This window comes from Actinomadura sp. NPDC048021, assembly GCF_040653135.1.
Classification (GTDB): domain Bacteria; phylum Actinomycetota; class Actinomycetes; order Streptosporangiales; family Streptosporangiaceae; genus Spirillospora; species Spirillospora verrucosospora.
Genome location: NZ_JBEZJQ010000005.1, coordinates 231,987 through 257,505, shown reverse-complemented (window position 1 = coordinate 257,505; position 25,519 = coordinate 231,987). Strand labels below are relative to the sequence as shown.

Here is a 25,519-nt window from a genome sequence, read left to right as displayed (position 1 = left end):
CCTTCCCGTGGGGGGACGTTGTCAGCGATGTATCTCCGCGAACCCCGCACCAGGTTCACGGCGACACGGCGCGCGCCGATACGGATCCTGGCGAACCTTCCCGATAAAATGCGCATCCTCTATACGCACGGGGTTGTCGGCAGGACCGCTCCGCCGCCTGTCAGGGACGAGCAGAGGGGGTCTGCACGTGGGCGACGACGCCGAGCTCGACGCGGAACCGGCGCGCAACGGAACCGCCGAGTTCCGCGTGCCGGTGAAGGTCAACCTGACCCGTCCGGACATCGCCGTCCGCCGTCCCGCCGAGCCTCGGGACGAGCCCGGCGACGAGGCTGCGGACGAGGTCGCGGACGAGGTCGCGGACGAGGTCGTGGACGAGGCTGCGGACGAGGCCGCCGGCGAGACCTCGGACGAGGGCGGCGACGAGGGCGGCGACGAGGCGGCCGAGAAGCCGGCGGGCCCCACCTGGTACGTCCAGTTCACGCCTCCTCCCCCGGACGAGGAGCCCGAGCAGGAGGCGCCTTCCGCCGCTGCTGCTCCGCCCCCGGAGACCGAGCCCTGGCGGCCCACGTCCCGCTCCGTCCAGGATGAGGAGCCCGCCCAGGAGGACGACACCTCCTCCCCTGCGGAGCAGTCACCGGCCGAAGAGCGCCCCAAGGACGACGACGCCCGAACCACCGCGCCCCGGCAGGACCGTGCCGCCGCCGCACCGGCGGAACCGCAGGAGCGCACCGACGACGCCCGCGAGCCGCGCAGCGCCCCGCGACAGCGCCATGCCGCGCCGCCGAAGCCCGACGACGACCCGCCTCCGGCCGTCTCCCCCCGAAGCAGCGGACGCCACGCGATACGTCCCGCGGCCGAGCATCCCGAGGGCGCCCCCAAGCCGGAGGCACAGCGGGAAGCGGCGGGCGACGCCTCCGAGGCCGGCCCCGGCACGGCTCCGCCCGCCAGGGGGCGTCGGCACGCGCCCCCCTCTGACGCCGAACGCCCTCAGGGCGGGGCTCCGCACGCCGTCCCCGCGCCACCGCAACACCAGGAACACCCGGGCGACGTCCACCGACCGCGCGGCAGGCGGGCTCGCCCCGAACCGCCCGACGCCGAACGTCCGCAAGGCGCGCCCGCGCCGGCGGCGCAGCAGGGCGCACCTGGCGACGTCCGCGAGCCCCGTGCAGGCGCGGCGCCGGTGGCTCCGTCGCGGCAAGCGCCGCCTCCCCAGGGGGAACGCCCCCCGAGGGCGCCCGCACCGGCCGGGCGGCAGGCGCCGGGCGACGTCCACGAGGCGCGCGCCAACGCCGCGCCGCCCGCCCCCGCCCGGCGCGCCGCACCCCCGGAGACCGAGCACCCCCAAGGCGCTGCCCCGCGCACCGCGCCCGCACCGCCGCAACACCGGGAACGCCCCGGCGACGCCCAGGAGACGCGGAGCGACCGGGCGCTGCCCGCCCCGCACCGGCCTCCCGCGCCGCCCGAGATCGAACGCCCCCACGCCGCGGCCGCACCGGCCATGTGGCCGGAGGCGCCCGGCGACGTCCGCGGCGGCGCCTCCTCGTCCGCCGGGCCTACGCGGGTCGAGCGGTTGCCGGATCTGTCGGCGCAGGGCGGCCCCTGGGAGGCCTCGCTCCCTGCTCCGGCGGCGCGGACGTCCGGCCAGTGGAGCGTGCCCTGGGACGGGACGGCATCGCCCGCACAACCCGCACAACCCGCACAGCCCTCGCAGCCCGTCCAACCGGCTCAACCGGCTCAACCGGCTCAGCCGCCGTACCCGGCCGCGCCCGCCGAGGCGGAGAAGCGGAAGGGCAAGCGGCGCTGGCTCGTCGTCGTCGCGGCCATGCTGGTCCTCGTGGCCGGGGTCGTGGCCGGGCAGCTGCTGCGGCCGCCGCCCGACCCGACGGTGCGGATGACCCTCGCGTCGAGCCACACCTTCCCCGGCCAGGCCCCGGCGCTGCCGTGGCCAGCGGTGGGCCAGGCGGTGCTCTACGTGGACGGGGTCGGGACGATGGGCTCGTCCGGCGGGGCGGTGCCGACGCCCACGGCGAGCGTCGCCAAGGTGATGACGGCCTACGTGTACCTGAACGACCACCCGCTGAAGTCCGGCGAGGCGGGGCCGGTGCTGACGGTGTCACCGCAGGCGGCGGCGCAGATCCCGGCGCGCAAGCGGCGCGGCGAGTCGCTGCTCGGAGTCACGGCGAACCAGCGGCTGACGCAGCGCAAGGCCCTGGAGGCCCTGCTCATCATCTCGGCGAACGACGTGGCGCACGAGCTGGCGCGCTGGGACTCCGGGAGCGACCAGGCGTTCGTGGCGAAGATGAACGCCGCGGCGAAGCGCCTCGGCATGACCGGCACGCGCTACACCGACCCGAGCGGCTACCACTCCGGCACCGTCAGCACGGCCGCCGACCAGGTGAGGCTGCTGCGGGCGGCGATGGAGATCCCGGCGTTCACCGAGATCGTGAACAACCGGATGTACGTGCCGGACGGCGGCGGCTCCCCGCGGCAGGGCGGCAACTTCATCCTGGGACGCAACGGCGTGGTCGGCGGCAAGACCGGGTACACGGACGCGGCGGGCGGCAACTACGTGTTCGCCGCGCGCCGGGACGTCGGCGGCACGCAGACCCTGATCGTGGGCGCGGTGATGGGGCAGCGCTCCCCCAGCGCGGCCGACGCCGTCAACACGGCGGAGGGCATCCTCGTCGCGGCCGAGCAGGCCATGGTCGCGGTGCCGCTGGCGCGCCCCGGGCAGAGGGTCGCCTGGCTGGAGGACGGCCTCGGCGGCCGCAAGGCGCTGACCGCCGCGTCGCCGGTGAACGTCGTCGGCTGGCCCGGCCTCACCGTGCCCGTCCGCTTCGACGGCGACCCGCCCGCCGAGCCCGCGCGCGGCACGAAGGCCGGTGTCGTGGAGGCGGGCGCCGCCCGGGTGCCGGTGGAGGTCGGCACGGGACGGCCCCCGTCCATCGTCAAGCGGCTGACGCGCCTCGGCTAGGCGCGTCGGGGGTCACGCGTACAGCGCCGACAGGAAGCGGATCAGCAGGGCCTCGCGGGTGGCGGGCGGCAGGGCGTCCAGGATGGCGTTGACCATGGCCATCTCGGGCTCCGCGCCGCCCGCGAGGTCGACGCCGACCGACGCGAGCAGCCCCGCGAATCCGGCGTCGTCGAGGCTGTCGAGCTCCAGGCCGGCGAGCGCGTCGACCAGGCCGGACGGGACGTCCGGCGGCCCGGCGTCGCGGGCGGCCTTCACCGCGTCGGCGAGCGCCGCGAGGAGCGCGCCGACGTCGCTGACTCCGGTGAGCGTGAAGTGCAGGTTCGGCGGGATGCCCTGGTAGGACAGCTGCGGCTGGAAGAACCAGCCGCGTGCGCGGGCCTCGTCGGCGACGACGAACACGTCCAGCGCCGGATCGGTCGAGGCCACGGCGACGAGGGGGGCGGCGGGCTCGCCGAGCACCCGCAGGCCCGGAATCCCGGCGACGCCCGCGGCCAGCCGCTCGGCCGCCGCCATCGCGGACGCGGCGAGGTCGCGGTAGCCGCGGGCGCCGACCGCCATGAGGGTCGCCCACGCCGCGCCCAGCGGCCCGGCGCTCTTGCTGCTCTGCACGCCCGCGTTGATGACGGTGTAGCCGGGCCATTCCGCGGACGCGAAGTAGGCGCGGCGGCGGAGCGACTCGTCCGCGAACAGCACGACCGATGCCCCCTTGGGCGAGTAGCCGTACTTGTGCAGGTCGCAGGACAGGGACGTCACGCCCGGCACGGACAGGTCGAACGGCGGGACGTCCCGTCCGGCGTCGCGCAGCCAGGGCAGCACCCAGCCGCCGACGCAGGCGTCCACGTGGCACGGCACCCCGGCGGACGCCGCGATGGAGGCGATCTCCGGGACGGGGTCCATGACGCCCTGCGGATAGGACGGCGCCGACGCGACGACCAGCACCGTGCGGGGCGTGAGCGCGGCGGCGGTCGCGGCCGGGTCGGCGCGGAACGCGTCGTCGACGGGAACGTGCACGACCTCAAGGCCGAGATAGTGCGCGGCCTTGTGGAACGCGGGGTGCGCGGTCGTCGGCAGGACGATCTGCGGCGTTCCCTCCACCGGCCGGGCGTCCCGCGCCGCCTTCACCGCCAGCATGATCGACTCGGTGCCGCCGCTGGTGAAGACGCCGGTGCCGCCGCCCAGCTTGTCCGCGACGCAGCCGACGATCTGTCGTTCGAGCGCGACGATGCTCGGGAACGCCGTCGGGTCCAGGCAGTTGACCTCCAGCATCTCCTGGTAGGCGGTGGCGGCGAGGTCGTGCACGGCCTCCCGCCCGGTGTCGTAGACGTAGGCGGTGACCTGGCCGCCGCGTACGGGCAGGTCGGCGCTCCGCAGACCGGCGAGTTCGTCGAGCAGTTCGGCGCCGGGGCGCCCGGCTTCGGGAAGGCGTTCAGACGGCATGTTCCGGTGTTCCCTCGATCGGGCGGTGGACGGCGGCCTGCCGGCGGTAGGCCAGCAGGAGGGGGACGCTGAGCAGCAGCAGAGCGGCCGGGACGAGCGTGAACCCGGCGGTCAGCCCGGTGAGGGCCGACTCCGGCTGGACGACGGGGGTGTCGAGGTCGGAGGACTGGAACGACGAGGCGGCCAGGATCAGCGCGAACACGCCGGGCCCGAGGGCGAGCGCACCCGTCTCCGCCGCCGTCCACAGCCCGGTGAAGGCGCCGGACTGCGCGTGGCCCGTCCGCCCGGCGTCGGCGTGGACGGTCTCGGGCATCAGCGACAGCGGAAGCAGCTGCACGGCCGCGTAGCAGACGCCGACCAGGGCGCTGAGGGCCAGGACCCCGGCGGTGGAGGTGATGAGCGGGTAGGCGGCGACGCCGGTCGCGGCGAACACCACCAGCGCCGCCGCGTAGCAGCCGACCTCCCCGTACCGGCGCGCCAGCCACCGCCACAGCGGGACCGCGAACGCGCTCGGCGCGACCATGCAGACGAACATCGCCGAGGTGAGCCCGTAGTCGTCCAGCCGGTACGTCGCGACGTACGGCGCGCCCGCCAGCATGATCGCGACGGCGAGGGTGTTCCCGACGTGCGCGCCGAGCAGCAGGAAGAACGGCCGGTTGCCGCGCGCGGTGCGCAGCGCGGCGGCGAGGCCGAGCGGGTGCGGCCCCGGGCGGGACGGGATCCAGCGGGTGGCCAGCGTGCTCGCCACCATCGCCGCGCCCATGACGAGCCCGATCACGGCCCCCATCAGGGCGTATCCCGCGCGCCCTCCCCCAGCGGCGCCGGTCAGGACGGGCGCGAGCCCGCCCGCGACCAGGATGCCGACCGTCAGGCAGACGACCCGCCACGCCATCGCCCGGCCCCGCTCGGACGGCTCGCCGGAGATCTCCGCGGGCAGCGCCACGTACGGCACCTGGAAACACGCGAACGCACTGGCGGCCAGCAGGAACATGAGTGCGGCCCAGCCGGCCGCGAACCCGGGCGAGTCGACCGGCACGGCGAACATCGCGGCGAAGAGGACCGGCAGGGTCAGCGCGCCCAGCAGCAGGAAGCGGGTGCGGCGGCCTGTCCGGACGGCCTCGCGGTCGCTGGCGGCGCCGACGACCGGGTTGAGGAGCACGTCCCAGGCTTTCGGGACCACGAGGACGGCCCCGGCGATCGCGGCGGACACGCCGAGGACGTCGGTGAGGTAGTAGAGGAGCAGGAGGCCGGGGACCGAGGAGAACACGCCGGTGCCGATCGAGCCGACGCCGTAGCCGAGGAGCCGCCGCCGGGGCAGCGCACCGCTCATCCGGGGCTGCCGGCGGGCGGGCTGATCGCCGCGGCGACCGTCCGGCGCATGTGGGCGCGGAACCGGGCGACCGCCTCCGGGTCGTCCAGTTTCCGGCGTTTCCCCTGCTGGTCGAGGAGGCCGCCGGAGCCGAACCCGTGCGTGCACCAGACGACCGTCCACACGAGGAAGTCGAGGTCGACCTCCTCACCGACGACCCCGCGGACGGCCCCGCTGACGATCTCCATCAGCGGCCGGACGTAGTCGTCGTCGAGATGCGCGACGTCGGCGGCGTCCGACAGCCAGCGGTGCATCCACAGTGCGGGGATCTCGGGCCGCGCCATGCAGAGTTCGACGTACCGGTCGACGAGGGTGAGGACGCCCTCCAGGTCCGGGGTCATCTCGGCGAGGGCCTCCTCCAGCACCTGCCGCTCGGCCCGGTGGGCGCGCTCCATGACGATGAGGTACAGGTCGCGCTTCCCGCCGACGTGGTAGGCCACGGTCGCGACGTTCAGCCCGGCGGCCTCGGCGATCATCCGGGTGGACGTGCCGTCGTAGCCGAGGGCCGCGAACAGCCGGGTGGCGGCCTCGATGATCCGGTCTCGTCCGGAGTCGGTGCTGCTCATCCGCCCAAGCTAGGCGCTCCGACCGTCCCGGTCAATCGTTTGATTGAGCCGCCCCCGGGGGCCCGGAGAGCCGGACGGTCAGCACCATCTCCAGTTCCAGCCGCAGCTCCGGCTCGTACATCCGTTCACCGAACAGCTCCTCCAGCTGGTGCAGCCGGTACCGGACGGTCTGCGGGTGGACGTGCAGCCGGTTCGCGACCTCGGTGGCGTTGAACCCGTTCTGCAGGCAGGCCAGCAGCGTGCGCATGAGCCGCTCGCGGTGCCGGGGCCGGACCTCCTTCAGCGGCGCGAGCCGCAGCTCGGCGACGGCGCGGACCAGCTCCTCGTCCTTGAAGACGACGAGCGCCGGCATGTGCTCGGCGCAGCGGATCAGCCGGTCGGACGGCAGGACGCCGCGGCGCGCGAGCGGCAGCGCCTCCCGGGCCCAGCGCAGCGACCTGGCCGCGTCCTCGGTGCGGACGGTCGGGCCGAGCGCGGCGACCCAGTCGCGCAGCGCCGACTCCAGCATCCGGCCGCGCCCCGGGCCCTCCGGGTCGGGCACGAGGAGGCAGGGTTCGCGGCGGTCGACGTCGGCGAGCACGTCGGGCGGCAGGGACGGGTGCGAGAAGGGCCGCCGCCCCCGCTCGTACAGGACGACGGCGGCGACGGTGCGCGGGACGCGCCACCGGGCGAGGCGGGCCAGGTCGGCGACGGCCTGCGGGGCGGCGGGCGGCTCGGCGAGCAGCAGGTCGAGCAGCCGGCGGCGGCGGTGCTCCAGCTCGCCGGCCTCCTGCTCGCGGGCCTTGGTGTAGCCCTCGGTGGCGGCGCGGGCGATCTCGTCCAGGAAGGCGAAGATCGCCTCGGCGATGCCGGCGAGGGTGCGGCGGGAGATGTCGTACCGCTCGGACTCGGCGGCGAGCCTTCGCCAGGCGACGCGGGCGCCGAGCCGCAGCGAGGTCTGCAGGATGTCCAGGTTGCGGCCCTCGCGCGCCTCCGCCCAGCCGATCTCCCGGTAGACGGCGGCGACCGGCTCCCAGGAGCTCTCCGGGTCCATGATGAGGTCGACGAACTGGCGCAGCGCACCCTCGACGGCCAGCCGGACGAGGCGCGCGTACTCCTCGTCCTGCGGGCGGGAGTACTCGGGGATCCCGGCGAGGATCTCCTCGATCATCTCCTCGGCGAGGGCGTCCAGATGGGGCCGGAACACGGTGGACAGCTCGCGGGGGACGCCGGCCCAGGGCTCCAGCGGCGAGCGCTGATCGAGGCTCGTGGTCACCGTTTCGCACCTCCCGCTCCGGAAGCTACCGACGCCCGGCCCGGGAGGCTGCACGACGCGGCGCGCATTGCGCCGCGTCACTTGTCAGCGGACTGACAAACCCTCCGCGTCCCACCGGAGCGCCGTGCGGAACGAGCCTCACGCACGGCGGGGGCTCGGGGCGGCGAACACGGCCGCGACGCCGAGGGCGAGGTAGATCAGCCCTGTCGCGTACCGCTGCCGGCGCCGGAACGCGGGACGGGCCCGCAGCCACGTCCCGATCGAGCCGGCGGCGACCGCGTACACGATGTCGGCGGCCAGCCCGATCAGCGCGGTAGCGGCCCCCATCACCGCGATCTGCAGCGGCACCGCGCCCGCGTCCTGGTCGACGAACTGGGGCAGGAACGCGAGGAAGAACAGCACGACCTTCGGGTTGAGGACGTTGACGAGCACGCCGTCCAGGTAGACGCGGTGAAGCGGCCGCGGTTCGAGGTCGGGCTCGCCGGCGTCGTGGCGGCCGCGCAGCGCCCGGTACGCGAGGTAGACGAGGTAGGCGGCACCCGCGTAACGAAGGAACCCGAACGCCGTCGCGGACGCGGCGACGATCGCGGACAGCCCGCCCGCCGCCGCGGCGATGTGGACCAGCGTGCCGGTCTCGACCCCGAGCGCGGACGCGATCCCGGCGCGGCGGCCCTCCCCGACGCTGCGCGCGGTGATGTAGAGGTGGTTCGGACCCGGGATGGCGACGAGCGTCAGGGCGGCCAGCAGGAACAGCAGCGGGTTGGTCATGGAGGCACGCTAGGACCGGATTGGCCCGTCCTCTAGGTCCAATCTCCGTCGAGCATCATGGACCAATCAGCTCGGGGTGGGGGCGGCGAACGCGCCGGCCAGCACGAGCCGCCCGGCGGTGCGGACCATCGCGGCGACCTCCTCGGCCGGCTGCCGCAGCGACGCCAGGCTGATCAGCGCGGCGAGCAGGATGTGCCCGAGGACGATCTCGACGTCGTCCCGCTCGGGCACCGGGTCGCCGATCGCCGTCGAGAGCCGGTCGCGCAGGAACAGGAACAGCACGGTGCGGTCGTCGTCGACGCTGGAGTCGTCCGAGGTCACGGCCTGGATGATCGCCGACGTCAGGGTCGGCTCCGCCGCCGCGACGTACACGATGCGCTCCAGCAGCGCGGTGAGGCGCTCCTGCGGGGTGTCGCCGACGGCGAGCGCGTCGACGTCGTCGGTGACGCGGTGCGCCCACGTCGCCGCCACCTCGGTGAGCAGGTGGTCCTTGGTGGCGAAGTACCGGTAGACGGTCGCGCGGGCGACCCCGGCGCGGTCGGCCACGTCGTGCATGGTGACGGCCGGGTAGCCGCCCTCCAGCGCGAGCTCGCGGGCCGAGTCGATCAGGCGCTCGCGCCGCGCCTGCTGGTCCTTGCTCAGCGTCCGCGTGACGGTGAACCGCGCCTCGCCGCTCAAATCGTCCTGCCTCTCCGCCTGGCCCGCCTCGCCGTGACCGTTCCCCATTCTTCCGTACATCGCCCCCTAACGCGCCAATCCCGGGCGTATGCCCCTTTACCGACAGCGCGTCCCGGTTCACGATAGACCTACCGCTTGCTTGGGTGAGACGCTAGTCTCGACTCACGTCTCTCCCCTCCCGCCCCCGAGGAGCGAGCCCATGGACATCGACCTTCTCGACGGCGAGATGTACGCCACCGACCCCTGGTCCGTCTACGCGAGGCTCCGCGCCGAGGCGCCCGTCTACCACGACGCGGAGAACGGGCTGTGGGGCGTCGCGCGGCACGCCGACGTGTTCGCGGTCGAGCGGAACCCCAAGGTGTGGACGAACTCCGGCGGGTACCGCCCGCAACTGCCGGCCGACCCCTCGATGATCGGGCAGGACGACCCCGAGCACGCGCACCGGCGCCGCATGGTCTACCAGCGCTTCACCCCGCGCGGTGTCTCCCGCTACGCCGACCGCATCCGGTCGACCGCCGTCGACTGCATCACCGCGGCCCTGGAAGCGGGGACCGTGGACGCCGTCCCGGCGCTGGCCGCTCCCCTGCCCGCCCGCGTCATCGGCTGGCTCCTCGGCTTCCCCGAGGACATGTGGCCGCGCCTCGTCCACTGGTCGGCGACGGCCGTGTACGCGGGCGGCGGCCTGCGCTACATCACCGACGACGCGACGATCGCCGCTGGGGAGTACGCCCTCGCGGTGCTGGAGATGGCGAAGGACCGCCGCGCCCGCCCGACCGACGACCTGCTGTCGATCTGGTCGAACGCGGGCCCGGACCAGCCCGCCTACGACGACGAGCACCTCGCGCACGAGGCCCTGCTCCTCCTCGTCGGCGGCGCGGAGACGACCCGCACGGTCATCGCGACCGCCCTGGACGCCCTCATCCAGAATCCGGCGCAATGGCGGAAACTGCGCGACGACCCGTCCCTCATCCCGGACGCCGTCGAGGAGTTCGTCCGCTGGACCACCCCGATCCTCAACATGTGCCGCGTCGCCGCCACCGACGCAGAGATAGCGGGCGTGCGGATCCCGGCGGGCGGCCAGATCCTCCTGATGTACGGCTCCGCCAACCGCGACGAGTCGGTGTTCGAAGCCCCGGACGTCTTCGACGTGACCCGCCGCCCGGGCGACCACCTAGCCTTCGGCCTGGGCCCCCACTTCTGCCTGGGCGCGTCCTTGGCCCGCCTGGAACTCCAGATCTTCTTCGAAGAGTTCATAGCCCGCGTGGACACGGCGGAATGGGCCGACGACGAGGGCCCCCGAATCCTCCGCAACGCCTTCGTCAGAGGCGTGACCGAATTCCCGGTGACCCTGACGCCCCGCTGACCGGCTACGCGAAGGGAACCAGGGCCGGCCGCCGCGGGACCTGGCGCTCGTGACGCCGGTCGAGCCTCGCCGGGGAAGGGGCTATTGGCCGGTTCGCCGGAGCGCTTTGCCGAGGACGGCGCGGATGTGGTCCGGATCGGCCTCGTCGTCGTCGAGGAGGATGGCCGCGCACAGGCCGTCGGACACGGCGACGAAGGCTTCGACCGCGTCCGGGTCGTCCGTCTGCGTTCGGGCGAGTTCCGCGACGTTGTCGCGCCAGCGTCGCGCTACCGGCCGCAGGGCGGGCCGGCGGGCGGCCAGAGTAGACAGCTCCCGTTCGGCAAGGGCGCGCTCCCGGCCCGGACCGGCGGATTCGGCGATGAGCCGGGCGAGACCGCCGACCGGGTCGTCGTCGGACTCGATGAGGCGGCGTATGCGCCGGGTGTACTCGTCCGTGACGCTGCTCAGGGCCGCGACCAGGAGGTCGTCCAAGGTCGCGAAGTAGTAGAGGGTGAGGCTGGTGGTGATCCCCGCCTCCTTGGCGACGCCGCGATGGGTGACACCCGTGGCGCCGTCCCGGCGGATGATCGCCAGGGTCGCCTCGATGATCTGGGCCCTGCGGCGTTCACCGCGCGCTCTCCGCCCGTCAACGGTGCCGTGCTCAGCCGCCATCCTCGTGCTCACCCGTCGTCGCCGCTCATGCTCGTCGAGGCTATCGGCTCCGCCTCACGATCAGCGGCCCCGAGGGGCCGCAGGTGGCGCAGTGCCGTGAAGCAGACCAGCGAAGCGGCCGCCACGGCGATGCCCGCCACCGCGGCGGCGGTGTTGAGTCCGCTGGTGAACGCGGTCCTCGCGCCGTCGAAGGCCGCGGGCGGCAGCCGGTCCGCGACGGACGAGGCTCCAGAAAGGCTGTCTCGGTAGGTGTCGGCGTCGGACGGCGTCAGCCCGGAGGGCGCCTCGACTCCGCTCCGGTACAGCACGGTGGTGAGGCTTCCCAGGAGCGCGACTCCCACCGCGACGCCGAGTTCCTGAACGGTCTCGGAGAGCGCGGCCGCTGATCCGGACTTCTCCGCCGGCGCCGCGCCCACGACGATGTCGGTACCGAGCGCGGCGATGACGCCGAGTCCGAGGTACACGAACGCGAATCCGGCGATCACGCTGGGCCTGCTGCCGGTCCCGGCGAAGGCGAGCAGCACGTATCCGGACAGCGACAGGGCCAGCGCGGCCGCCATGACAACGCCGGGTGACATCCGGCCGGCCAGGAGCGGGGCGCCGATGGCGCCGACGAGCATCGCCAGTGCGGGCGGCCCCATCCACAGCCCCGCCGCCGTCGGCGAGAGGCCCTCGACGAACTGCAGGTACTGGGTGACCAGGAACATCACCCCACCGAAACCGACCAGACCGACCAGCAGGACGGCCAGCGCCGCGCGGAAGGCCCGGCCGGTGAAGAGCTTCATGTCCAGCAGCGGCTCGCTCAGGCGCAACTGGCGGCGGACGAACGCGACCGCGGCGCCCCCGCCGACGAGAACGGCGGCCGATGCCCGGGCGTCGAGGCCGTGGACCGCCGCGTGCTTGAGCGCGTAGGTGACCGGCAGCATCGCCGCGAGGGACAACCCGACGCTCGGCAGGTCGGGACAGCCGCCGGAGGTCCGGTACTCCGGCAGCAGCGCCGGCGCGCCGGCCAGCACCAGCACGGCGACCGGCACGGCGACGAGGAAGGCCGCACCCCACCAGAAGCCGGCGACCAGCGCACCGCCCGTGACCGGACCCGCCGCCATCCCGAGGGCGAACATCGTCGCCCACACGCCGATCGCCAGCGCCCGCTGCCGGACGTCGGCGAACATGTTGCTGATCAGCGACAGCGTCGACGGCATGAGCGTCGCGCCGGCCACTCCGAGCAGTGCCCGCGCCACGATCAGCCACAGCGCGCTCGGAGCGAACGCCGCGAAGACCGAGGCCGCGCCGAACGCCGCCACTCCGATCATCAGCAGTCGGCGCCGTCCGACCCGGTCCCCCCACGTCCCCATCGTGATCAGGAAGCCCGCGATGAAGAAGCCGTAGGCGTCCATGATCCACAGCGTCTCCGTCGCGGTCGGCTCCAGATCCGCGGACAAGCTCGGAACGACGAGGTAGAGCGCCGTCACGTCGAGCCCCAGCAGCAGGGTCGGCAGCGCGAGCAACGCGAGCCCCGCCCACTCGCGCCACCCTGCGCGCACCGACCGCTCCATGCACACCACGCCCCGTCGTCAGTAGTTGAACGAACGTACTACTTGTACCATGGTTCAACTTGTGACGCCGGCGAGACCCGCGACCTCGCGATCCTCACCACCAAGAACCAGGCCGTCGAAACCGCCGCCCTGGACCCCGAGGCCGCTTCCGTCAGGTCGCCGGTTGGACGGGCTGGCGGAGGACGGTCTTGAACTTGGCGGGCTCGGTGCGGCGGTGGTCGCCGAGGTAGATCTCGTGGTGGGGCCCGGACATGCGCAGGCCGTTGGCGGCGAGGTACTCGTGGTGGAGCCTGGCGAGCGCGGGGCCTTCGTCGTCGTAGGGCCCGACGTGCAGGAGCTGGGCGCAGGTCCCCTCCTTCAGGGCCTCCCGACGGACCTCGGCGATCGCGGGGAGGCCCTTCTTCGCCAGCGCGGCCCGCTTGGCCTCCTCGATGACGTCCTCGGTGATCCAGTCGGGCTGGCTGATGAGCATGCGCCACTGCCAGGCGTCCTTGACGCGGGTGACGAACACCTCCGGGTCGTCGGCCCACCACAGCCCTTCGAGCGGCCCGACGACGAAGTCCCGGCCGAGAGCCTTGCTGTCGAACTTGATCGTGTAGGCGACGGCGTAGAGCGCCTCGACGGCACGGGCGTAGTCGTCGCTGGTGTTGGGGTCGCCGCTGCCGTCGACGGCGATGAACTGCTGCGCGGGCACGTCGACCAGCGCCCAGTCGGTGTTCCTGGGCGCGTAGCACTGCTTGAGGTCTCGTTTGACGTCATAGCGGTCCATTGCCGTCTGCCTTCTTCTCAAGAGATCGGTCGTCGACTAGGGCTGCCCGGTACTCGGTCAGCCATTGCTGCTCGGCAGCCAACTGGCCCAGCGCGTAATCGAAGGTGGCGCGGACGAAGTCGGGCACGTCAGGCTGCGCGTCGCGGGCCGCCCTGATGGTGGCCGTCCTCTCCGCCAGGGCAGCGGCCCGCTGGTCGAGCGCGGCCCGCAGGCGCTCGGGCGGGATGACGGGCTGGTTGGCCAGACCGACCAGCAGCGGCGGGAACACCGGCCGCAGTTCGGCCACCGCGGCCTCGGCAGCCCGCGCGCAGGCCCGGTACCCCTCCGGCGTCGGCCCGTAGACCCGGCGGGCCTTCCCCCGGCCGCCCTGCGGCGCGTCCACCTCGGCGATCAGCCCGCGGTCCCGGAGCCGGGTCAGCAGGTAGTAGATCGAACTGAAACCGATCTCGGTCCACTCGCGCATGCCCCGGGCGTCGATGACGTCGTCCAGCTCGTAGCCGTGCCTCGGCTTCTCCACGAGCAGGCCGAGCAGCGTCAACTCCGCGGGCGTCAGGTCAGCGGCCACGGAGTTACTCTAGCGCTAGAATAAAGCGCTGCGGTCCGTCACTGGGGAGCGGGCCACTCCTCGGCCAGGAGCGCGTAGGAGAGACCGTCGAGCCATCCCTTGGTGCGGTGGAGAGAGTCCTTCACCGTGTGCTGTTCGCGGCGCATCCCCACCCGCTCCATCAGCCGCCACGAAGCCTCGTTGTCGTAGAAGCACTCAGCGTGCAGGCGGCGCAGGCCAAGGCTCCCGAAGGAGAGGTCGATGAGGGCGCGTACCGCTTCGGTGGCGTAGCCCTTGCCGCCGTAGGAGGGGTCCAACGTCCACCCCAGCTCTCCCTGGACGCCTTTCGCCTGGTCAGCGACCTCCTCCTGGGCCCAAGCGTCCTGGACCTGCAGCGTCAGATCACCGATCACCCGGCCGTCCAGTTCGATGATGAGCAGGTCCGCGAGCCGGTCCTCGCGGAGGAAACGCTCACGGTAGTCGTCGTGGGACTCCGTGGCCGCCGTGACCCATTCCTGGGTCTCCGGCCGTTGCCGGTAGACCCAGGTCGCGTCCACGTCGTCGGGGGCGGCCCGGCGCAACAGCAGTCGGCCGGTGGAAACCGGCCAGTCCAGCGTGTCAAGAGGGTGGCGCATGGGCCTCATGCTGGCAGAGGGCCTTGGAGACGCACAAAAGTGCCGGGAGACCTACGGGGCCGCAGGCGGCGCACGACCCGTTTCATGCCGACCACGGTCCGGTACCGATCCCGGGCCTCGAACTCCTGCCAGCTCCACACGGTGGGGTGCCCGGCCTCGGCGCACAGGTGCAGGATCTGGTCGTCGCCGGCGACGACTCCCACGTGAGCGCCCCACGCATTCCGGGTGGCGTTGAACAGGACCAGGTCGAGAGGACGTGCCGTTGTCACCCGCTCGGTGAATTCCACATCGTCCCAGAGGTCACTCGACCGCAGGTCAGGCGGGTCGAGTCCGAACATCCTGAGCACCTCATAAGCGAACAGCTGGCAGTTGGCCCCGTCGGCGAGCCCGGGCCGGTCGGTCACCAGAGGTGACCCCGGAAAGCGCGCACCGACATACGGAGTGGCCCACAGACCATCCGGCAATTTCTTCAGCACGGCCCCTCCGGTGACAGTGCGTTAAACGGCGCGGTCGAGGTGGGACGTGAGGGTGCTCGACTCGCGGGCTTCCAGGAGTTCGTCCCAGTGCTCTTCCGCCCAGGCGCAGGCGGCCGCCATCGGTTCGAGCATGCTGCGGCCCAGCGAAGTCAGTTCGTACTCCACGTGCGGCGTCGCTTCGGCGTAGACGGTGCGCTTGACGAGGCCGTCGCGTTCGAGGGACCGCAGCGACTGGGTGAGGACCTTGGGGGTGACGCGGCTGAGCGGCACGCGCAATTCGGAATACCGGCGGGGCCCGTTCTCAAGGCAGCGGATGACGAGCCCGGCCCACTTGTCACCGAACCGGATCGGGTTGAGCGAGGACGGGCACAGCTCGTCGAACATGTCGGCGGGCAGGGGTTCCCTCATGGCCTCACGATAGCCGGTATCCAGGCGGTAACCACGGCCCCCGATAGCGTCCGCGCAGCGGTCGGGCACAGGAGCTCCGGCCCTGGTGAAAGGGTCGCTCATGAACATCGTGGTCTTCGGTGCGGGTGGACGGGCCGGGCGGCAGGCGGTCGCCGAGGCACGCCGGCGCGGCCACCAGGTCACCGCCGTGGTGCGCGACCCCGCGAGTCACGGTGACCTGACCGACGTGCGGGTCGTGGCGGGTGACGTCACGGACGCGGAGAGCGTCGAGCGGGCGGCCGCGGGGCAGGACGCCGCCGTCAGCGCCGCCGCGGACCTGACGGTGCCGCCGCACGACTTCTTCACCGCGTCGGCTCGCGCCCTCGGCGCCGGCCTGGCGAAGGCGGGCGTGCGCCGCCTGGTGGTGGTCGGCCTCGCATCGATCATGCCGGGGGCGTCCGGTGCTCCCCTGATGGACGAGCCCGGCTACCCCGACGAGTACCGCTCCTTCTACCTCGGCCACGCGGCGGGCCTGGAGGAGCTCAGGACCTGCGACCTCGACTGGGCGTACGTGGCTCCCGCGGGTGACTTCGACCATGGCGGCGCCCGCACCGGCGGGTACCGGGTCGCCGACCATGGAGACCCGGCCAGCCGGATCACGTACGCGGACTTCGCGATCGCGCTGCTCGACGAGATCGAGACGCCCCGCCACCGCCGGACCGCGGTCAGCATCCGGGAGGCGTAGCCCGTCCGCGTTGTCCCAGCCCGCATCAGGGACGCTCGCCGAGGTGACGCGGAACATCCGGTCACCGATCAGCCATGACCCAGGCGAGGCGGTGGCACGGAGCACGAGCGCTCCGCCACCTACTGAGACGCGGTCCGTCCGGTCGCCCCGGCGGAAGGTACGGGCGACCGGACGGACCGAGTTCGTGGGTCAGGCCACGTCGAGACCGCGGCGGCGGTCGGCCCACTGGAGGGAGTGGCGGATGGCGTCCTCGACGGTGTACTCGGGCTTCCAGTCGAGCAGGTCCCAGGCCTTGGCCGGGTCGACGTAGGCGCCGACCACGTCGCCGGGGCGGGCGGGGGCGTCCTCGGCCCGGAAGGAGTCGCCGACGACCTCGCGGAAGGCGGCGACGAGCTCGCGGACGGTGACGCCGTCGCCGGTGCCGAGGTTGATCACTTCGTAGCGGGCGTGGTCGCCGGCCGGCGGGATGATCGCGTCGAAGCGGGCGGCGGCCGCGTGGAAGGCGCGGGCGATGTCCCAGACGTGGATGTAGTCGCGGATCGCGGTGCCGTCGCGGGTCTCCCAGTCCACCCCGGTGATCTTGAAGGGCACGCCCGTCGCGTAGCACTCGATCATCTTGCCGAGGGCGTGGGTGGGCTTGCTGTTCTGCAGGCCGGTGCGCAGGCGCGGGTCGGCGCCGATCGGGTTGAGGTAGCGCAGCGAGATGACGCGCAGCCCGTAGGCCTCGCAGAAGTCCCGCAGGAGCAGCTCCGCCATCATCTTCGAGCGGGTGTAGGGGTTCTGCGGTTCGAGTTCGGACGTCTCGGTGACCGACAGGTCGGCCTCCGGGCGGTACATCCCCGCGGTGGACGCGAAGATCATCCGATCGCAGCCGTTGCGGACGAGGTGGCCCGCGAGATCGAGGGTCTTGGACAGGTTGACCCGGTAGTAGCGCAGCGGGTCCGTCATCGAGTCGGGCACCACGATCAGCGCGGCGCAGTGCACGGTGAGCGCGATGTCGGGGTGGTCGCGGAAGATCTCGTCGATGAGGTCCCCGTCCCCGATGTCGCCCTGGTAGAAGACCTTGCCGTCGGTGAACTCCCGCCGTCCGGTGATGAGGCTGTCGAGCACCACGGGAGTGGCGCCGCGCTCGGTGAAGGCGGAGGCGATCGTGCTGCCGATGAAGCCGGCTCCCCCTGTGATCAGCACTTTCATGTGGCATCCCTGCAGGCCAGTGCGTCCCCTGAAGTTCCAGCCACAGGATGAGCAGGCGGCGGCGGGCGGTCAATGTCCCGCGTTCGAGGTGACCGGGTCCGGACTCGCGTGAACCGGCCGGGCCCGGCCGCGTCCGCGCACGAGCCTTCCCCCGAGTACTCGTCCTGCGAGGTCGCAAACCGGGCTCCGGCAATCGGACGGCCGAAACGAAGTACAGCGTTTGCAGGATCCGCCGGGCCCGCGCAGCGGTCATCGTCGGTGCATGGAACCGATCCGTGTCCTCATCGTGGACGATCACGCGCTCTTCGCCGAGGCCCTCGCGGCACGGCTGGGACGCGAGCCCGATCTGGTGATCCTCCCGATCGCCGCCGACGTGCGGCGCGCGCTGGCGCTGACCGCCGCCGAGCGCCCGCGGGTCCTCGTCCTCGACATGACGCTGGACACGGAGAACGGGCTGGACGTCCTGGAGCGGGTCCGCAAGCGGTACCCGCACGTCCGGGTCGTCATGCTGACCGCGATGAGCGACGTGGACGCGATGGTGCGGGCGGTCCGGACCGGCGCGGTGGGCTGGGTGGAGAAGACCGAGAGCGCCGACCTCGTCGCCCGGGTGATCCGGTCCGCGGCGCGGCAGGGCGGCTGGATCCCCCCGGACGTGCTCGGCGAGGTGCTGCGCAGGCTGACCGAGGGCGGTGGCGACGGGCTGATCGCCGAGCTGACGCCGCGGGAGCGCGAGGTCCTGCAGTGCATGGTGGACGGCCTCGGCCGCGCGGAGATCGCCGAGCGGCTGGGCCTGTCGGCGAACACCGTCCGCACCCACACGCAGAACCTGCTGGCCAAGCTCGACCTGCACTCCGCCCTGGAGGCGATCACCCTCGCGATGCGCGCCGGCATGCGGCCGACCTCGGACGACTACTGAGCGTGGGGCGCGCTCTGGTGCAAACGGCGTAGAGCGGGGTCGTCATTTGTGTGATTCCTCCGGACAGGCGGCTTCCTACGCTCGGCCATGACGGAGCCGGAGGGGGAACCGTGGAGATCGACGAAGTCGCCGCGCGGGTGGTCCGGAGCTACTGGGCGCTCCTGCTGGTCATGACGCTCCTCCCCCTGGTTCTGGTCGGCCTCGCCATGAGCGGGCGGGAGCCGCCGTACACGGCCGCGACGCGGTTGCAGGCGAGCAGCAGGGCGACCGACGCGGCCCCCGGGGACGCGGGCGTGTCCATCGTGGTCAGCCAGGTGAAGGCGTTCGCGACCAGCGAGAACCTGCTGAGCGGGGTCCTGCGGCAGCAGCACGCCGACCGGTCGACGGTGAAGACGGCGAAGGCGATCGGGGTGACCGGGCTCGGGACGTCCACCGTGGTGGAGCTGTCGGTGAAGGACCGCGACCCGGGCGTGGCGCGGCGGCTGACCGACGCGCTCGGCGCCGCGGTCGTCAAGGAGATCAACGAGTCGAACCAGGGCGCGATCCGGCAGCAGATGGACGACATCGACAAGCGCGTTCGGACGCTGGAGAAGCGTCTCGGCCCGCTGTCGCGGCGGGCGGGCGCGCAGCCGAACCCCGACATCGGCGCCGCCAACGAGCGCGAGCGGGTGCAGGCGGAGCTCACCGACCTGCGGTCGAACCGGTCGGACCTGCAGACGCAGCTGTCGTCGGCCGGGACGGCGTCGGTGGTGCAGCCGGCGGTCCTGGCACCGCGCACGAACCCGGTCGTGATGACGGCGGCCATCGCGGGGCTGGTCGGGCTGGTCGGCGGCATCCTGATCGCGGTGGTGACGGAGACGGCCCGTCCCACGATCCCGGGGCAGCGGCGGGTCGCGCGGCGGCTCGGGGTTCCGCTGCTCGGCTGGGCCGACCGGGGGCCCGAGCAGCTCGCCGACCTCGGGCGGCGCGTCCGGCTCGCGGTGAAGAAGGAGGGGGTCGGACGGGTCGCGCTGGTCGGTGCGCCCGGCCCGCTGCCGGCCGGCGTGGTGTCGTCGGTCGCGTCCGCCGTCTACGGGGACGGCACGAAGGTCGTCACGGCCCGCCCCGGAGACGACGCCCCGGACGGCGAAGGCGACGGCGACGGCAAGGGCGGGACGCCGCCGGCCGGCGGCGGGTCCGGCAAGGGGAAGAGCAGCACGTCGGTGGTCCGTGCCGGCACCGCCGTAATGGCGAAGAAGGCGGTCCCGGTGCGCCGGCTCTGCCAGGTGCACGCGTTCGAGGAGATCGATCCGGGCTCGGACGACGTGGTCGGCGTGGTCGTGGTGGTCGGTCCGGTGACGAGGGCGGCGGGGCTGGAGACCGTCCGCGACCTGGTCGCCGCGTCCGGCTGGCCGCTGCTCGGCGTCGTCGGCGCGGCCCGGAAGATCAAGGGGTGACCAGATGAGTACGTCCGTTCCGTTCACGGTTCCGTCGGTGTCCGGTGAGGCCGCCGACGCCGTCGTCAAGGTGCTCGACTCGGGTTGGATCACGACGGGGCCGCAGACGGCCGCGTTCGAGCAGGAGTTCGCCGATCATCTGGGCGCCGCGCACGTCGTCGCGGTCTCCTCGTGCACGGCCGCGCTGGAGCTGTGCCTGCGGGCGCTGGACCTCCCCCCGGGTTCGGCGGTGCTGACGCCGAGCCTGACGTTCTGCGGCGCGATCAACGCGATCCTGCACGCGGGGCACCGGCCCGTGCTGGTCGACATCGACGAGGACACGCTGGTCCCGAGCCCCGAGACGGTCGCGGCGGCGGCCCGCCGCGCCGTTCCCGCGGCGATGGTCGTCCAGAACCAGGGCGGCTACCCGGTGGACGTCGCGGCGCTCGCCGCGGCGGCGGGCCTGGACCGGACGAAGGTCGTCGAGGACGCGGCGCACGGTCCCGGCGCCGGACGCGGCGGCAGGCCGGTCGGGTCGGAGTCGTTCGCGGCCTGCTTCTCCTTCTACGCCACCAAGAACATGCCGATCGGCGAGGGCGGCGCGGTGGCGTCGAGCGACGGGGAGTTCGCCGACCGGGTCCGCGCGATGCGGATGCACGGGATGAGCAAGGACTCGTGGAAGCGGTACCTGCCCGGCGGCAGCTGGCGGTACGACGTGAAGACGGTCGGGCTGAAGGCCAACATGACCGACGTCCAGGCGGCGATCGGACGGGCGCAGCTCGCGGCGCTGCCGGGCTGGCAGCGGGACCGCGCCGAGATCACGGCCCGCTACGACGCGGAGCTCGGGGGGCTGCCCGGTCTCGTCCTGCCGCAGCGCGACCTGGACGGCGTGCAGCACGCCTGGCACCTCTACCAGGTCCGGGTGCCGGACCGGGACGCGGTCAGCGCCGAACTGGAGGCGGCGGGCGTCGCGACGTCCGTGCACTTCATCCCGGCGAACCAGATGACGGCCTACCGGCGGATCCTCGGCGCCGAGGAATGCGCGCGCGTGCCGGTGACCGACCGGGTCGGTGAGGAGTTACTGTCGCTGCCGCTGTATCCGGGGCTGACGGCCGACGGCGTCGAACGCGTCGTCGCCGCGCTCTCCGCGGCGCTGCGGAGCCGGAGCGCGTGAGCACCGCCCGCAAGCTCAGGGTCGCCACGGTGATCACCCGGTTCAACGGGGGCGCCGGCCAGGTCGCGCTGAACGGTGCGCTGGCGCTGCCGGACGGCGACTACCAGCGCACGATCGTCACCGGTGGCGTCGGAATGGACAGCACGGCCTCCGCCACCGGCGACGGCGTCCTCTACGGGGAGGAGGCCGTCGCCAACGCCGCCGCCGGCGACCTCACCGGGCGGGCGCACGCGGCCGGGATGGAGATCGTCCAGGTGGGGCCGCTGGTACCGCAGGTGTCCCCGCGCGACGACCTCGCCGCGCTGAGGACACTGACCAGCGTCCTGGCGGAGGGGCGGTACGACGTCGTCCACACCCACAGCGCGAAGGGCGGCGTGCTCGGACGGATCGCGGCGGCCCGCGCGGGCGTCCCCCGCATCGTCCACACGTGGCACGGGTTCCCGTTCAACGAGTTCCAGTCGCGGGCCCGGCGGCACCTCTACATCCGCCTCGAACGGCTGGCGGCGAAGCGCACCGACGCGTTCCTCGCGATCGGGTCGGAGACGGTGACGACGGCTCTGCGGCTCGGGCTGACCACGCCGGAGCGGGTCCGGCTGTCCTGGCCGGCCGTGGACGTGGACGCCTACGCGGCCGCGCCCGGCTCCCGCGTTCAGGCCCGCCGCCGCCTCGGCCTGCCGCTCGGCGTGCGGGTCGTCGGGTCGGTCGGGCGGCTGACGTTCCAGAAGGGACCGGAGATCTTCGCCAGGGCGATCGCCCGGCTTCCGGACGACGTGTTCGGGCTGTGGGTCGGCGGCGGCCCGATGGCGGGCGAGGTGGAGCGGCTCACCGCGAGGCTCGGCGTCGGCGAGCGGATGCGCTGGCTCGGGCACCGCGGCGACGTCGCCGACGTGCTTCCCGCCTTCGACGTGATGGCGATGGCGAGCCGCTGGGAGGGTCTCCCGTGCGTGCTGGTCGAGGCGATCGGGGCGGGGATCCCGCTGGTCGCGACGGCCGTCCCGTCCAACCAGGACCTCGTGCTCGCCGGGGAGACCGGCGTGCTCGTCCCGCCCGGGGATCCCGCCGGGCTCGCCGCCGGGATATCGGCGCTGCTGAACGACCCGTCCGCCGCCGCGCGGATGGCGGAGCGGGCCCGGGCCAGGGTCGGCGAGTGGTTCTCGCCCGGATACCTCGGGACCGTCCTGGACGAGACCTACCGAGGCGACTCGCGCCGGCCATGACCACGGTGATCGAGGCCCCGCCCGCGCCGCCGCCGCTGAGGCGCGGCCCGCGGCCGGCGGCCGCCGTGCTGGTCGCGGGCATCGCCTCGCTGCCGATGCTGATGCCGGGCGGCCTCCCGCCGGGCCCCGGCAACACCGGGCTGCCCGACCTCGCGCTGGTCGGGCTCATCGCGACGACGCTGGTGTGGGCGGGCACCCGCGGGCACCCGGTCCGGTGGCCGTTCCTCGTCCCGACCCTGATGACGATCATCGCGGGCGGGGTCGCCGCCATCGTCAACGAGGCGGGCGCGCTCACCCTGCTCAAGGACATGTTCGTGCTGCTGTGGGCGGTGAGCCTCGCCAACCTCGGCCGCGACCCGGCGCTGCTGAGGGCGGCGCTCCGCGCGTTCGTGTGGATCGGGACGAGCTACGCCGCCGTCATGATCGTCGGTTTCGTGCTGGGCATCGAGGCGCTGTCCGGCAAGCAGATCGACGGCGAGCGCGCGATGTTCACGTTCGGCGACGCGAACTACGCGTCCAACTGGTTCATCTGCGTCTTCTTCGTCGCCCGCGCGACCCGGTATCCGGGGGCCGGGGGGAAGAGGTGGGCGGTCTGCGGGATCCTGCTCGCCGCCGAGATCCTCACCGGCTCGAACGGCGGGCTGCTCGCGCTCTGCGTCGCGGTCCTGCTCGGCCACCTGTTCCGGCTGGTCCGCGAGGGCAGGGCGCACCACGCGATCGCCGTCGGCCTGTTCGCCGTGTTCGTCGGCGGGGCCGGCGTCGCGGTCGTCGCCCAGGTCGACGTCCAGCCGTATCTGGACCAGGCCGGCCAGGCGTCGCCGATCCTGCGCGACTCCATCGGGCGGACGACCGGGGAGAGCACGAACTCGCGCGGCACGGTCCTCGCCACCACCCTCCAGATGATCGACGACCAGACGCATCCGTGGGGCATCGGGCCCGGCCAGACCGAGCGCCAGATGCTGGTGCGGCAGGAGACCTACGTCCGGGAGGCGCACAACGACTACGTCGCCGCGGTCCTGGAGCGCGGCTTCCTCGGCGGCGTCGCGCTCATCGCGCTGGTCTTCGTCCTGCTGCTGAAGTGCGTGCGGATCGCCCGCCGGGACGCGCTGACCGGCGAGTACGCGCGGCTCGTCCCGCGTCCCGAGCTGTTCGGCGCGCTCGTCGCCGTCTTCCTCGTCTCCGGCCTGTTCTACGAGACGCTCCACTACCGCCACGGCTGGGCGATCTTCGGGCTGATCGCCGCGCTCGACCTCTTCGGACGCCGCGGCGACTCCTCCGTCCGCCGGCGTCTCCGGCCGCGGGCGAGCACGCCCGCCGTCTCATCGGCCATGCCCGGCCCCCCGCCGAACCTGAACGGTGCGGCGGTCGCCGTGCCGCCGCCCCGAACTCCCGAACCGGAGGGCGGCGGGAGAAACGCACGGCGCAGGCTGCTGACGCTGGTCGCGGGGAACGTGGCGGGACGGGTCGGCGCGCTCGCCTCGCTCGGCGTGGCGACGATCCTGGTGGCGCGGATCGGCGGGCCCGAGCTCGTCGGCGCGTTCACGCTCGTCCGGATCCTGCCGGGGCTGCTGTGCCAGCTGTCCAGCGCCGGGCTGCCGGGCGCGGCGCCGTACTTCCTCGCCCGGAACGACTACGACCAGAGCCGGGTACGGCCCACGCTGGCGTGGCTGACCGTGATCGGCGCGACGATCTCCGGTGCGGGCTGGCTGGCGCTCAGCCCGCTGGTCTACCTGGTGTTCTTCAAGTCGTTCGGGCTGTGGGTCGCGGTCGCCGCGGCCGCGCCGTCCTTCACGCAGGGCTTCGTCTCGGTCGGCAAGGGCCTGCTGCAGGGGACCGGCGACCAGCCGGGCGCGAGCCTCGCCATCGCCGTCGAGGAGTTCGTGTTCCTGCCGATCTACCTCGTGCTCCTCACCGGCTGGTACGGGCCCGGCGCGCTGGTCAGCGGGCTGGTGCTCGCCGACGTCGCCGCCGCCGCGTGGATCGCCCGGCGGCTCGCGCGGCGCGGGTTCTTCGCCGGGTGGGGGCGCCCCGACCGGCGGCTCGGCCGGTCCATCGCCGGGTACGGGCTCCGCGGCTACCTCGGCCAGCTCATCGACCTGCTGCAACTGCGGTTCGACATGGCGCTGCTCGGCGCGCTCGCCGGGCCGAAGGTGCTCGGCGTGTACACGGTCGCGAGCAAGTTCGCCGAGCTCGTGCAGCTCCCCGGCCTCGCGGTCAACTACATCCTGTACCCGGACTTCGCCAAGGACGACCGGGACACCGCGATGAAACGGACGTCCCGCCTGATCCTGCCCGCGCTCGGCGTGTCGGCCCTGGCCGCGCTGCCGCTCGCCCTCATCGCCGGGACCGCGCTGCCGTGGATCTTCGGCGACGTGTTCGACGACGCGGTCGTGCCGACCTACGTCCGGCTCGCCGGCGTCGTGACCTTCGGGGTCACCGGGCTCGTCATGGCCTGCCTGTACGGGGTCGGGCGGCCGGGCGCCGCGTCCGCGGGGCAGGGCATCGGGCTCGCGGTCGTCGTCGTCCTCGGCGTGGTGCTGATCCCCGCGCACGGCGCGGTCGGCGCCGCGGTCGCCACGTCCATCTCGTTCGTCGCCACGACGGCGGCGCTGCTCGTCCTGTTCCGGCGCGTCGGGAAGGCCGCGCCGCCGCCCCCCGCACCCGAAGACAAGGGGTGATCATGTCCGAGTTCGCGAGCCGTCCCGTCGACACGTCCGACGGCGTCCCCCCGTCCACGGCGCGCCGCGTCCTGGACGTCGCCGGAGCGGCCGCCGGGCTGCTGATCCTCAGCGTCCCGCTGCTGGTCGTCTACCTGCTGGTGCGGCTGTCCAGCCCGGGGCCGGGCGTGTTCCGGCAGACGCGGGTCGGGCAGGGCGGGAGGCCGTTCACCATGTACAAGTTCCGGACGATGCGGCAGGGCGTCGGCGGCCTCGCCGTCACCGCCAACCGCGACCCGCGCCTGACGCGGACCGGGAAGATCCTGCGCCGGTGGTCGCTGGACGAGCTGCCGCAGCTGGTGAACGTCCTGCGCGGCCAGATGACCCTCGTCGGGCCGCGCCCGGAGACCTACGACCTCGCCGTCCACTACGACGGGCGGCACCGCTGGATCTTCGACCACCGGCCCGGCCTGACGGGCGTGTCGGAGGTCCGGTTCCGCGACTTCGACGTGCTCGGCCCCGGCGAGGAGGTCGACCTCGCCGGCTACATCGAGCGGATCGTCCCGGCGCGGGTCGCGGTCGACGCCGTGTACCTGCGGGACCCGTCGATGCGGGCCACGCTCGGCGCGCTCTGGGACACCGTCCGGCACCTCCTCGGCTTCACGGTCCCGCCCCTGCGGGTGGACGCCGCCGGGGCCGTGCACGAGGCCGCCATCGAGGAGGCGCGGGAGCGGCCGGTGCGCGCCGCCGAGGAGCCCGGTTCCGCCGCCTGA

23 protein-coding genes are annotated in these 25,519 nt (G+C 73.4%); 9 read left to right on the top strand and 14 right to left on the bottom strand.

The features are described from left to right. Positions 1-187: 187 nt before the first annotated feature. Positions 188-2,974 carry a hypothetical protein gene (locus tag AB0C87_RS11140; protein WP_345181576.1) on the top strand — a complete coding sequence of 929 codons (2,787 nt, stop codon included), beginning with the start codon at positions 188-190 and terminating at the stop codon, positions 2,972-2,974. 12 nt (positions 2,975-2,986) lie between these two features. On the opposite strand, the gene AB0C87_RS11135 is transcribed toward AB0C87_RS11140, so the two are convergent. The 6 genes from AB0C87_RS11135 to AB0C87_RS11110 all read right to left on the bottom strand — a co-directional run bounded on the left by AB0C87_RS11135 (position 2,987) and on the right by AB0C87_RS11110 (position 9,095). Continuing rightward, positions 2,987-4,411, bottom strand: a complete 1,425-nt coding sequence (locus AB0C87_RS11135; protein ID WP_345181578.1) for an aminotransferase class V-fold PLP-dependent enzyme — start codon at positions 4,409-4,411, stop codon at positions 2,987-2,989. After that, positions 4,401-5,741, bottom strand: coding sequence for an MFS transporter (locus tag AB0C87_RS11130; protein WP_345181581.1), 1,341 nt, complete (start codon positions 5,739-5,741; stop codon positions 4,401-4,403). The genes AB0C87_RS11135 and AB0C87_RS11130 overlap by 11 nt, the downstream gene beginning before the upstream one ends. After that, a complete protein-coding gene (locus tag AB0C87_RS11125; RefSeq protein ID WP_345181583.1) occupies positions 5,738-6,346 on the bottom strand; it encodes a TetR family transcriptional regulator in 609 nt (202 codons plus the stop codon). Before AB0C87_RS11125 ends, AB0C87_RS11130 begins: the two co-directional genes overlap by 4 nt. A 31-nt stretch (positions 6,347-6,377) precedes the next feature. After that, complete coding sequence (locus AB0C87_RS11120) at positions 6,378-7,601, bottom strand: helix-turn-helix domain-containing protein (RefSeq protein ID WP_353833731.1); 1,224 nt, start codon at positions 7,599-7,601, stop codon at positions 6,378-6,380. A gap of 138 nt (positions 7,602-7,739) precedes the next feature. After that, complete coding sequence (locus tag AB0C87_RS11115; protein WP_360577238.1) at positions 7,740-8,369, bottom strand: LysE family translocator; 630 nt, start codon at positions 8,367-8,369, stop codon at positions 7,740-7,742. 66 nt (positions 8,370-8,435) lie between these two features. Further along, entirely contained in the window at positions 8,436-9,095 is a 660-nt protein-coding gene (locus tag AB0C87_RS11110) for a TetR/AcrR family transcriptional regulator (RefSeq protein ID WP_345181590.1), read from the bottom strand. Between the two features lie 151 nt (positions 9,096-9,246). On the opposite strand from AB0C87_RS11110, the gene AB0C87_RS11105 reads away from it, so the two are divergent. After that, on the top strand, positions 9,247-10,410 hold the full coding sequence (locus AB0C87_RS11105) for a cytochrome P450 (RefSeq protein ID WP_360577237.1): 1,164 nt from the start codon (positions 9,247-9,249) through the stop codon (positions 10,408-10,410). Positions 10,411-10,491: 81 nt separating this feature from the next. Here AB0C87_RS11105 and AB0C87_RS11100 read toward each other — a convergent pair whose 3' ends face one another. The 7 genes from AB0C87_RS11100 to AB0C87_RS11070 all read right to left on the bottom strand — a co-directional run bounded on the left by AB0C87_RS11100 (position 10,492) and on the right by AB0C87_RS11070 (position 15,449). After that, positions 10,492-11,061, bottom strand: a complete 570-nt coding sequence (locus AB0C87_RS11100) for a TetR family transcriptional regulator (protein ID WP_345181594.1) — start codon at positions 11,059-11,061, stop codon at positions 10,492-10,494. An 8-nt stretch (positions 11,062-11,069) separates the two neighbouring features. Next, positions 11,070-12,617: an MFS transporter gene (locus tag AB0C87_RS11095; protein WP_360577236.1), complete on the bottom strand. Its 1,548-nt coding sequence runs from the start codon at positions 12,615-12,617 to the stop codon at positions 11,070-11,072. 151 nt (positions 12,618-12,768) lie between these two features. Next, positions 12,769-13,386 (bottom strand): GyrI-like domain-containing protein, encoded by a 618-nt coding sequence (locus AB0C87_RS11090; RefSeq protein ID WP_345181598.1) that lies wholly within the window; start codon positions 13,384-13,386, stop codon positions 12,769-12,771. Continuing rightward, positions 13,373-13,951 (bottom strand): PadR family transcriptional regulator, encoded by a 579-nt coding sequence (locus tag AB0C87_RS11085; protein ID WP_345181599.1) that lies wholly within the window; start codon positions 13,949-13,951, stop codon positions 13,373-13,375. Before AB0C87_RS11085 ends, AB0C87_RS11090 begins: the two co-directional genes overlap by 14 nt. A gap of 38 nt (positions 13,952-13,989) precedes the next feature. After that, positions 13,990-14,565, bottom strand: coding sequence for a GNAT family N-acetyltransferase (locus tag AB0C87_RS11080; protein ID WP_360577235.1), 576 nt, complete (start codon positions 14,563-14,565; stop codon positions 13,990-13,992). A 5-nt stretch (positions 14,566-14,570) separates the two neighbouring features. Continuing rightward, positions 14,571-15,041 carry a hypothetical protein gene (locus tag AB0C87_RS11075; RefSeq protein ID WP_360577234.1) on the bottom strand — a complete coding sequence of 157 codons (471 nt, stop codon included), beginning with the start codon at positions 15,039-15,041 and terminating at the stop codon, positions 14,571-14,573. A gap of 21 nt (positions 15,042-15,062) precedes the next feature. Beyond that, positions 15,063-15,449, bottom strand: a complete 387-nt coding sequence (locus tag AB0C87_RS11070; protein WP_345181605.1) for a helix-turn-helix domain-containing protein — start codon at positions 15,447-15,449, stop codon at positions 15,063-15,065. A gap of 100 nt (positions 15,450-15,549) precedes the next feature. Between AB0C87_RS11070 and AB0C87_RS11065 the strand changes: the two genes are divergently transcribed. Further along, complete coding sequence (locus AB0C87_RS11065; RefSeq protein WP_360577233.1) at positions 15,550-16,173, top strand: NAD(P)H-binding protein; 624 nt, start codon at positions 15,550-15,552, stop codon at positions 16,171-16,173. A 189-nt stretch (positions 16,174-16,362) separates the two neighbouring features. Here AB0C87_RS11065 and galE read toward each other — a convergent pair whose 3' ends face one another. After that, positions 16,363-17,367 carry a UDP-glucose 4-epimerase GalE gene (gene galE, locus AB0C87_RS11060; RefSeq protein WP_360577232.1) on the bottom strand — a complete coding sequence of 335 codons (1,005 nt, stop codon included), beginning with the start codon at positions 17,365-17,367 and terminating at the stop codon, positions 16,363-16,365. A 262-nt stretch (positions 17,368-17,629) separates the two neighbouring features. Here galE and AB0C87_RS11055 point away from each other — a divergent pair, with 262 nt between their 5' ends. From AB0C87_RS11055 to AB0C87_RS11030, 6 genes are all read left to right on the top strand, one after another. Further along, positions 17,630-18,283 carry a response regulator transcription factor gene (locus AB0C87_RS11055; RefSeq protein ID WP_179846292.1) on the top strand — a complete coding sequence of 218 codons (654 nt, stop codon included), beginning with the start codon at positions 17,630-17,632 and terminating at the stop codon, positions 18,281-18,283. Between the two features lie 110 nt (positions 18,284-18,393). Next, positions 18,394-19,719 carry a hypothetical protein gene (locus AB0C87_RS11050; protein ID WP_360577231.1) on the top strand — a complete coding sequence of 442 codons (1,326 nt, stop codon included), beginning with the start codon at positions 18,394-18,396 and terminating at the stop codon, positions 19,717-19,719. 4 nt (positions 19,720-19,723) lie between these two features. Further along, positions 19,724-20,872 carry a DegT/DnrJ/EryC1/StrS aminotransferase family protein gene (locus tag AB0C87_RS11045; protein WP_345181614.1) on the top strand — a complete coding sequence of 383 codons (1,149 nt, stop codon included), beginning with the start codon at positions 19,724-19,726 and terminating at the stop codon, positions 20,870-20,872. Next, positions 20,869-22,089 carry a glycosyltransferase gene (locus tag AB0C87_RS11040; protein WP_360577230.1) on the top strand — a complete coding sequence of 407 codons (1,221 nt, stop codon included), beginning with the start codon at positions 20,869-20,871 and terminating at the stop codon, positions 22,087-22,089. Before AB0C87_RS11045 ends, AB0C87_RS11040 begins: the two co-directional genes overlap by 4 nt. Next, the gene (locus AB0C87_RS11035; RefSeq protein WP_360577229.1) at positions 22,086-24,767 is read left to right on the top strand and encodes an O-antigen ligase family protein; all 2,682 of its coding nucleotides are present in this window, start codon (positions 22,086-22,088) and stop codon (positions 24,765-24,767) included. The genes AB0C87_RS11040 and AB0C87_RS11035 overlap by 4 nt, the downstream gene beginning before the upstream one ends. Positions 24,768-24,769: 2 nt before the next feature. Beyond that, positions 24,770-25,519, top strand: a complete 750-nt coding sequence (locus tag AB0C87_RS11030) for a sugar transferase (RefSeq protein ID WP_360577228.1) — start codon at positions 24,770-24,772, stop codon at positions 25,517-25,519.

Excerpts from the sequence above, each read along its gene's own strand:
- AB0C87_RS11030 (WP_360577228.1), top strand. The coding sequence starts at position 24,770 with ATGTCCGAGTTCGCGAGCCGTCCCGTCGACACGTCCGACGGCGTCCCC.
- AB0C87_RS11125 (WP_345181583.1), bottom strand. The coding sequence starts at position 6,346 with ATGAGCAGCACCGACTCCGGACGAGACCGGATCATCGAGGCCGCCACC.
- AB0C87_RS11135 (WP_345181578.1), bottom strand. The coding sequence starts at position 4,411 with ATGCCGTCTGAACGCCTTCCCGAAGCCGGGCGCCCCGGCGCCGAACTG.
- AB0C87_RS11080 (WP_360577235.1), bottom strand. The coding sequence starts at position 14,565 with ATGCGCCACCCTCTTGACACGCTGGACTGGCCGGTTTCCACCGGCCGA.
- AB0C87_RS11110 (WP_345181590.1), bottom strand. The coding sequence starts at position 9,095 with ATGGGGAACGGTCACGGCGAGGCGGGCCAGGCGGAGAGGCAGGACGAT.
- AB0C87_RS11100 (WP_345181594.1), bottom strand. The coding sequence starts at position 11,061 with ATGGCGGCTGAGCACGGCACCGTTGACGGGCGGAGAGCGCGCGGTGAA.
- AB0C87_RS11065 (WP_360577233.1), top strand. The coding sequence starts at position 15,550 with ATGAACATCGTGGTCTTCGGTGCGGGTGGACGGGCCGGGCGGCAGGCG.
- AB0C87_RS11115 (WP_360577238.1), bottom strand. The coding sequence starts at position 8,369 with ATGACCAACCCGCTGCTGTTCCTGCTGGCCGCCCTGACGCTCGTCGCC.
- AB0C87_RS11090 (WP_345181598.1), bottom strand. The coding sequence starts at position 13,386 with ATGGACCGCTATGACGTCAAACGAGACCTCAAGCAGTGCTACGCGCCC.
- galE (WP_360577232.1), bottom strand. The coding sequence starts at position 17,367 with ATGAAAGTGCTGATCACAGGGGGAGCCGGCTTCATCGGCAGCACGATC.
- AB0C87_RS11055 (WP_179846292.1), top strand. The coding sequence starts at position 17,630 with ATGGAACCGATCCGTGTCCTCATCGTGGACGATCACGCGCTCTTCGCC.
- AB0C87_RS11045 (WP_345181614.1), top strand. The coding sequence starts at position 19,724 with ATGAGTACGTCCGTTCCGTTCACGGTTCCGTCGGTGTCCGGTGAGGCC.
- AB0C87_RS11130 (WP_345181581.1), bottom strand. The coding sequence starts at position 5,741 with ATGAGCGGTGCGCTGCCCCGGCGGCGGCTCCTCGGCTACGGCGTCGGC.
- AB0C87_RS11070 (WP_345181605.1), bottom strand. The coding sequence starts at position 15,449 with ATGAGGGAACCCCTGCCCGCCGACATGTTCGACGAGCTGTGCCCGTCC.
- AB0C87_RS11105 (WP_360577237.1), top strand. The coding sequence starts at position 9,247 with ATGGACATCGACCTTCTCGACGGCGAGATGTACGCCACCGACCCCTGG.
- AB0C87_RS11095 (WP_360577236.1), bottom strand. The coding sequence starts at position 12,617 with ATGGAGCGGTCGGTGCGCGCAGGGTGGCGCGAGTGGGCGGGGCTCGCG.
- AB0C87_RS11035 (WP_360577229.1), top strand. The coding sequence starts at position 22,086 with ATGACCACGGTGATCGAGGCCCCGCCCGCGCCGCCGCCGCTGAGGCGC.